Below are 7,133 nucleotides of genomic sequence, written 5' to 3' on the forward strand. Positions count from 1 at the left end.
GATACGTCAACAACAAGAAAAGGGGAACCCAATGTCCTTCATCTCTGATGCCATCCTCCGCGGCGTGACCGGCGCCTTTGTCACCAATTCAGGCGTGGGCAAGATCGGCATGCCCGCCGAGTACTCCGCCGGCGTCCAGCAGGCCGCCGCCTCCGGTATCCCGGCCCTGGCCAAGCTGCCCTCCGACAAGTTCGGCACCTGGCTCGGCTACGCCGAGACCGCCATCGGCGCCTCCCTGCTAGCCCCCTTCGTCCCCAACAAGGTGGCCGGCGCCGCCCTCACCGCCTTCTCCGGCGGTCTGCTCTCCATGTACTTCCGCAACCCGGAGAACACCGAGGCCGACGGCATCCGCCCGTCCCAGGAGGGCATGGCCCTGTCCAAGGACGTCTTCATGCTGGCCATCGGCCTGGCGCTGATGACCCAGGACAAGAAGTAGCTACTGCGCCGCAGCGATCCGCGTGATCCGGTCCAGCCGGAACATGCGGTCTTCGCTGCGCCGGTGGCAGTAACCGCGCAGCAGTGACCGGTTCACCAGGGAGGGGTTGGTGGCAGTCCGCTGCGTCTCGACGCCCGCCTCATCCCGGTAGCCGATCTCCACCCCGGTTCCCAGGATCACCGCCTCCGCGAGAATCCGGGACTCCGCGGCCTGGTGGAACTCGCTCAACTCGGCCTCGGTGCGGGCGATCTCCAGGCGGGTGCGCACCGACAGTGCCGGCAACGCCTCCTCCACCGGGATCCCCAGTGACCGGAGCAAGGGGGTGGCGTCGCGCCGGGTGGCCATAAGTCCACCGCCGATGACCTGCGGATCGTACTCCGTGAGCAGCGGATCCGATGCCGCACGGGAGCCTGCGAACTGCGAGGCGGTGAACTCGTAGAGGTAGGAACGGCCCAGTGCGCGCACGGGGGATTCCGCCTGCACGATGGGGGAGCGGATCTCGAAGTCGGGGTAGGTGTAGAGCCCTGCGCTGCTCAGGCTGTGGGTGCAGATCCACTGCTCCGGGTCCGTCCCGTGGAGCAGGGCCGCATACTCCGGGACGGGCACGCCCGTCGGATCCTTGTCGAGGAAGCGGCGGAGCTGCTCCAGTTCGGGGCCCTTGCTCTGCCAGCCGAGCAGGCGGCAGGTGGCCCGCTGTCCGTCACTGAGGTCGAGTCGGGTGGCGAAGGGCTGGTCCCGCAGACCCGCCACCTCACGGGCGGCGGCGGCCAGTAGAAAGGCGGGGTCGAGGGGCTCCGACTGTGCCGCGACAGCGTCGCGGAAGCGCGCCGAGCCGAGGAGGTGCCCGGCGGCCGCCCCGAACGTCGGGTGACCGGCGTAGCTCTGCGGCAGGCTGCGCCGCAGTCGGTGGGCCAGCAGCGTCAGGGCCGCGGCGCTGCGGGACAGTGACTCCCCGATGTCCACGGTCCAGTCGGTCACGTCGAACACCGGGTAAGCCGGAATCCCTTGTTCGGAGAGGGTGAGAAGCTCGCGGGAGGGAAGGCGGAAGTGCGTCCCGTCGGTGTCGAGCCGACCCGCCAGTGCCAGGTCATGTAACTGCCATGCGAGTTTGTCGCGGTGCGCCGGGACCGGCCAGCCGCAGGGGTCGTGGACACGGAGCCGCGCGGCGGCGTCGTCAAGCGTGAACGTCTCGCCGAGGTGCGGCAGGGCGTGGAGAAGGAGCTCGGCGGGGGTCTGGGCGGGGGAGTTCGTGGGGGTCATGGCCGCAGATTAGGGCACTCCCCGGACATTGCCCGGGGGCGTTGTTCGAATGTGCTGGTCAGGGGGTCGAACGTCGGACAGGCACCGTGAGAGCCGCCACAAAGTGTGTTGTGGAACACCTTCCGGTGGGTAAGGTGAGCCAAAGCAAAGAGCGGCTTGACCTTGTGGTTCGGGTCGCAGGATCGCCCACCGGCATTATCCGGACGAACGTTTAACAAAGATAGGCTTGCCTCACTTAGGGTCGCCTTGTATGGTTCCCGCTTAGGGTTCCCTAACCTCGCCAGGACGCTGGTTCCACATCGCTCCGACCAAAAGGACAAAACAGACACATGGCACGTTTCCGTCACTCCCTGATTGCCGCCGTCGCGGCCTCCGCCCTCCTGCTGGGTGCCTGCTCCGACGCCTCCGACAGTGACTCCACCGCGAACGAGACCGCCACCACCGCGGCCGCCGACGCCGGCACCATCACCGTCGAGGACAATCACGGCACCCAGGAGATCGCCCTCCCCGTCGAGGCGATCGCGTCCACGGACAACCGCTCCTTCGAGATCCTCGACGCCTGGGGGATCGATCTCGTCGCCGCACCGAAGCAGCTCGTGCCGCACACCGTCGAGGGTTACAAGAACAACGACGACATCATCGACCTGGGCACCCACCGCGAACCGAACCTCGAGGCCCTGACCGCCGCGCAGCCGGACCTCATCGTCAACGGCCAGCGCTTCGCGCAGCACTACGACGCCGTGGCCAAGCTCAACCCGAATGCCGCCATCGTCGAGTTCGAGCCGCGCGAGGGCGAGCCGCTCGACGCCGAGCTCAAGCGTCAGGCCGAGGAGCTGGGCAAGATCTTCGGCAAGGAGTCCGAGGCCGAGCAGCTCATCGCCGACTTCGACGAGGCCCTCGAGCGCGCCAAGGCCGCCTACAACCCGGAGCAGAAGGTCATGGCCGTCAACGTCTCCGGCGGCACCATCGGCTACATCGCCCCCAAGGTCGGCCGCACCTACGGCCCCGTCTTCGAGATGGTCGGCATGACCCCGGCCCTCGAGGTCGCCAACGCCTCCGACGACCACCAGGGTGACGACATCTCCGTCGAGGCCATCGCCTCCGCCAACCCGGACTGGATCCTCGTCCTCGACCGCGACGGTGCCACCGACACCCGTAACACCGACGAGTACGTCGCCGCCTCCCAGGTCATCGAGGAGTCCGACCCGCTGAAGAACGTCACCGCCATCCAGGAGGGGCAGGTCGTCTACGCGCCGGAGGACACCTACACCAACGAGTCCATCATCACCTACACCGAGATCCTCAACGGCCTGGCCGACGCCTTCGAGGCCGCCAACTAGCCGCCGACTATCGGCTGAGGTTAGGGAAGGGTAAGGTAACCGACCTATGACAACGACTGCGGCGACACGCCGGGACGCGCGGACGAGGAAGAAGCTCTTCGACTGGAAGCTGATTTTCGGCATCCTCGTGGTCCTCGGCCTGCTCGCCGCGTCGCTGTCGGTCGGTGAGTACGACATCCTCACCACCGACGACGGCTGGGAGATGTTCGCCGCCACCCGTATCCCGCGCACCATCGCGCTGGTGCTGGCCGGCGCGGCCATGGCCATGTCCGGCCTGGTCATGCAGCTGCTAACCCAGAACCGTTTCGTCGAGCCGACGACCACCGGCACCACCGAGTGGGCGGGCCTCGGCCTCCTGGCGGTGACCTACTTCATCCCGGCGGCGACCATCATGGACCGCATGCTGGGCGCGGTGGTCTTCGCCTTCATCGGCACGATGGTGTTCTTCCTCTTCCTCCGCCGGGTCTCCCTGCGCTCGAGCCTCATCGTCCCGATCATCGGCATCATGCTCGGTGCGGTGGTCAGCTCCGTCTCCACGTTCTTCGCCCTGCAGACCGACATGCTGCAGAGCCTGGGCGTGTGGTTCGCCGGATCCTTCACGGACATCCTCCGCGGCCAGTACGAGGTCCTGTGGGTCGTCGTCCTCGTCGTCGTCGCCATCTTCTTCTTCGCCGACCGGCTCACCGTCGCCGGCATGGGTGAGGAGGTCGCCACCAACGTCGGCCTCAACTACAACCGCATGGTCCTCATCGGCACCGGCCTCATCGCCATCGCCACCGGCGTGGTCACCGTGGTCGTCGGCAGCCTGCCCTTCCTCGGCCTCATCGTCCCCAACATCGTCTCGATGTTCCGCGGCGATGACCTGCGTTCCAACCTGCCGTGGGTGGGCCTGCTGGGCATCGGCATCGTCACCGTGTGTGACCTCATCGGCCGCACCATCATCTCGCCCTTCGAGATCCCGGTCTCGGTGATCCTGGGCATCATCGGTGCGATCGTCTTCGTCACCCTGATCGTGAGGCAGCGTCGTGGATAAGAACCGTTACGTCGAGAACATGGTCGACGAGTCCACCGCGGACGGCGTCGACAACTACCTGGGCGAGGAGGACCCCCAGGCCCGCCGTTTCGAGCGGGTCGAGGAGTCCTGGCCGCCGCTGAAGATCAAGCCGCAGTCCGCCCGTCGCGCCGGTGCCTTCCAGGACGCCCGGACCGCCCGGAAGTACTGGATCGCCCTGGGCGTCATGGTCGCAGCCGGTCTGCTCTTCGCGTTCGGCCTGCTGGCCTGGAACAACCCGATGCCCTTCGGCTCGGAGACGTTCTGGCTCATCGCCGAGCGGCGTGCCGACGCCGTCATCGCCATGGCCATCGTGGCCGTGTGTCAGGCGGTGGCCACCGTCGCCTTCCAGACGGTGACCAACAACCGCATCATCACGCCGTCGATCATGGGCTTCGAGTCCCTGTACACGGCGATCCACACGTCGACGATCTACTTCTTCGGTGCCGCCGGCCTCATCGGGGCGCGCACGCTGGAGACGTTCCTCGTGCAGCTGGCGCTGATGATCGGCCTCTCGCTCATCCTCTACTCCTGGCTGCTCACGGGCCGGCACTCCAACATGCACGCGATGCTGCTCGTCGGCATCGTCATCGGTGGTGGCCTGGGGTCGGTGTCCACGTTCATGCAGCGCATGCTCACCCCGAGTGAGTTCGACGTGCTCACCGCGCGCCTGTTCGGCTCCGTCAACAACGCGGATCCGGCGTACTACCCGATCGCCATCCCACTCATCGTAGTGGCCACGGCGCTGCTGTACTTCAACTCCCGCAAGCTCAACGTCATCGCCCTGGGGCGCGACACCGCCACCAACCTGGGCCTCAACTACAAGGCCCTGGCGATCTCCACCCTGGTGCTCATCTCGGTGCTCATGGCGGTCTCGACCGCTCTTGTGGGCCCGATGACATTCCTCGGATTCCTGGTGGCGACCCTTGCCTACCAATTCGCCGACACCTACGATCACCGTTATCTATTCCCCATGGCCGCGGCGATCGGATTCGTCGTGCTCACCGGCGCGTACTTCATCATGAACCACGTCTTCTACGCGCAGGGTGTCGTGTCCATCATCATCGAGCTCGTCGGTGGTTCCGTGTTCCTCTTCGTCATCCTCCGAAAGGGTCGACTGTGATTACTCTCAGCAACGTCCGTAAGGAATACAACAGCGACGTCGCCATCGGGCCGGTGAACCTGGAGATTCCCTCCGGTGGCATCACCGCCCTGGTCGGCCCGAACGGTGCCGGCAAGTCGACGCTGCTCACGATGATCGGCCGCCTGCTCGGCATGGACTCGGGTGACATCAAGGTCGCCCAGTACGACATCACGACGACGAAGTCGAAGGACCTGGCGAAGATCCTGTCGATCCTGCGCCAGGAGAACCACTTCATCACCAAGCTGACCGTCCGTCAGCTCGTCGGCTTCGGTCGTTTCCCGTACTCCCACGGTCGGCTCACCGCGGAGGACGAGGAGATCATCTCCCGTTACATCGACTTCCTCCACCTCACCGATCTGGAGGACCGTTACCTCGATCAGCTCTCCGGCGGTCAGCGGCAGCGCGCGTACGTGGCGATGGTTCTGTGCCAGGAGACGGACTACGTGCTTCTCGACGAGCCCCTCAACAACCTCGACATCGCCCATTCCGTCGAGATGATGAAGCACCTGCAGTCCGCCGCGCAGGAGTTCGGCCGCACCATCATCGTCGTGCTCCACGACATCAATTTCGCGGCCCGCTACGCCGACTACATCTGCGCGGTCAAGGCCGGCAAGATCGTCGAGTTCGGTTCCCCCGAGGAGGTCATGCGCGATGACATCCTCACCGATATCTTCAACACCCCGGTACAGGTCATCGATGGTCCGCACGGCCTCATCGCCGTCTACCACTAGATGATCCTCCGGCTGTTCCTGGCGGTTGCCGCCGGACTGCTCATCGACGTCCCCGAGGCCCGGCTGTTCACCACGCCGGTCCTCGGGGCGTTGCTGTTTGTCACGTTCCTGTCGATCCCCCTGCGGGGGCTGCGTATCGACGCCCGCTTCCTCACCGTCCTCGCCCTGCTCAACTTCGTGGTCGTCCCGCTCGTCGTCGGCGCGATCACCTGGCCGTTGCGTGACGACGGCGCGGTCTACGCCGCAGTCCTCCTCGTGCTGCTGGCCCCGTGCATCGACTACGTCATCGCCTTCAGCGGGCTGGCCGGCGGCGCGCGTGACCAGATGCTGGCCGCGACGCCTTTCCTTCTCCTCGGCCAGATGCTCCTGCTGCCGCTCTACCTGGGAATGTTCCTGGGATCCTCCGAGGTGCTGGCACCCGGACCTTTCCTCGAGGCCTTTGTGCTGCTCATCGTCGTGCCGCTCGTGTTGGCGGCGCTGGCGCAGCGCAGCCCCTGGGCCGACGTCTGGGAGCGGGCGGGAGAAAAGTCCATGACCCCGCTCATGATGGCGACACTCTTCCTCGTCATGGCGGGATACTCCGCGGGAGCGCTGGGGGAGTGGCGGGAGCTGCTGGCTCCTGCGGCCACATATGTCGTGTTCGCCGGGGTGATGGTGGTTCTCGGGTGGACCGTCGCCGGCGTCGCCCGCTTATCGACGTCCGCCCGCGTCTCCGCCACCTTCAGCGCCGTCACGCGCAACTCGCTCGTTGTGCTCCCTTTCGCTCTGGCGATGCCCGGGGATCTCGCCCCGGTTGTGGTCGTCAGCCAGACGCTGGTGGAGCTCCTCGTCATGGTCACGATGGTCTGGGCCGTGCCGCACATGGTGCGTAAATCTGCCGTGTGACCTGGCGATTTGCTTTCGTTGAAGCAAAGTTCGTATAGTTTCAATCGTTGCCAAGAACGGTTGCCGCGAGGTGGCCGGGATGGAAACGGAAAAAGAACTTCACAGCCTGGATTTGACACAATCAGTCCAACAGAGTAAGTTCAATAAAGCCGCTTGAGAGCCGGATCCCACTAGGTGAGACGGGGAAGAGCGTGCGGTTGTTGTGTGAGAACTCAATAGTGTGCCAATGTACTTTTGTTTGTGGTTGTTGGTTGTGTGTGCTGGCTGGCTGCCTTGATGGGTGGTT

At 65.5% G+C, this 7,133-nt stretch carries 7 protein-coding genes; 6 read left to right on the plus strand and 1 reads right to left on the minus strand.

Features of this window, described 5'->3' with window-relative positions:
* Positions 1 to 31 precede the first annotated feature (31 nt).
* A complete protein-coding gene (locus B9Y70_RS07480; protein WP_085549629.1) occupies positions 32 to 436 on the plus strand; it encodes a hypothetical protein in 405 nt (134 codons plus the stop codon).
* Here the strand turns inward: B9Y70_RS07480 and B9Y70_RS07485 are convergent, their stop codons facing one another.
* A complete protein-coding gene (locus tag B9Y70_RS07485; RefSeq protein WP_085549630.1) occupies positions 437 to 1,696 on the minus strand; it encodes a WYL domain-containing protein in 1,260 nt (419 codons plus the stop codon).
* A 329-nt stretch (positions 1,697 to 2,025) separates the two neighbouring features.
* Here B9Y70_RS07485 and B9Y70_RS07490 point away from each other — a divergent pair, with 329 nt between their 5' ends.
* The 5 genes from B9Y70_RS07490 to B9Y70_RS07510 are packed head-to-tail and all read left to right on the plus strand — an operon-like array spanning position 2,026 to position 6,847.
* Positions 2,026 to 3,036, plus strand: coding sequence for a siderophore ABC transporter substrate-binding protein (locus tag B9Y70_RS07490; protein ID WP_085549631.1), 1,011 nt, complete (start codon positions 2,026 to 2,028; stop codon positions 3,034 to 3,036).
* Positions 3,037 to 3,082: 46 nt separating this feature from the next.
* On the plus strand, positions 3,083 to 4,069 hold the full coding sequence (locus B9Y70_RS07495) for an ABC transporter permease (RefSeq protein ID WP_085549632.1): 987 nt from the start codon (positions 3,083 to 3,085) through the stop codon (positions 4,067 to 4,069).
* A complete protein-coding gene (locus B9Y70_RS07500) occupies positions 4,062 to 5,210 on the plus strand; it encodes an iron chelate uptake ABC transporter family permease subunit (RefSeq protein ID WP_240309168.1) in 1,149 nt (382 codons plus the stop codon). Before B9Y70_RS07495 ends, B9Y70_RS07500 begins: the two co-directional genes overlap by 8 nt.
* Positions 5,207 to 5,962, plus strand: a complete 756-nt coding sequence (locus tag B9Y70_RS07505; protein WP_085549633.1) for an iron ABC transporter ATP-binding protein — start codon at positions 5,207 to 5,209, stop codon at positions 5,960 to 5,962. The genes B9Y70_RS07500 and B9Y70_RS07505 overlap by 4 nt, the downstream gene beginning before the upstream one ends.
* Positions 5,963 to 6,847 carry a hypothetical protein gene (locus tag B9Y70_RS07510; protein ID WP_085549634.1) on the plus strand — a complete coding sequence of 295 codons (885 nt, stop codon included), beginning with the start codon at positions 5,963 to 5,965 and terminating at the stop codon, positions 6,845 to 6,847. It abuts the gene before it with no gap.
* The last annotated feature ends 286 nt before the right edge of the window (positions 6,848 to 7,133 follow it).

Origin of the sequence: Corynebacterium pollutisoli (assembly GCF_900177745.1) — a bacterium.
Taxonomy (GTDB): domain Bacteria; phylum Actinomycetota; class Actinomycetes; order Mycobacteriales; family Mycobacteriaceae; genus Corynebacterium; species Corynebacterium pollutisoli.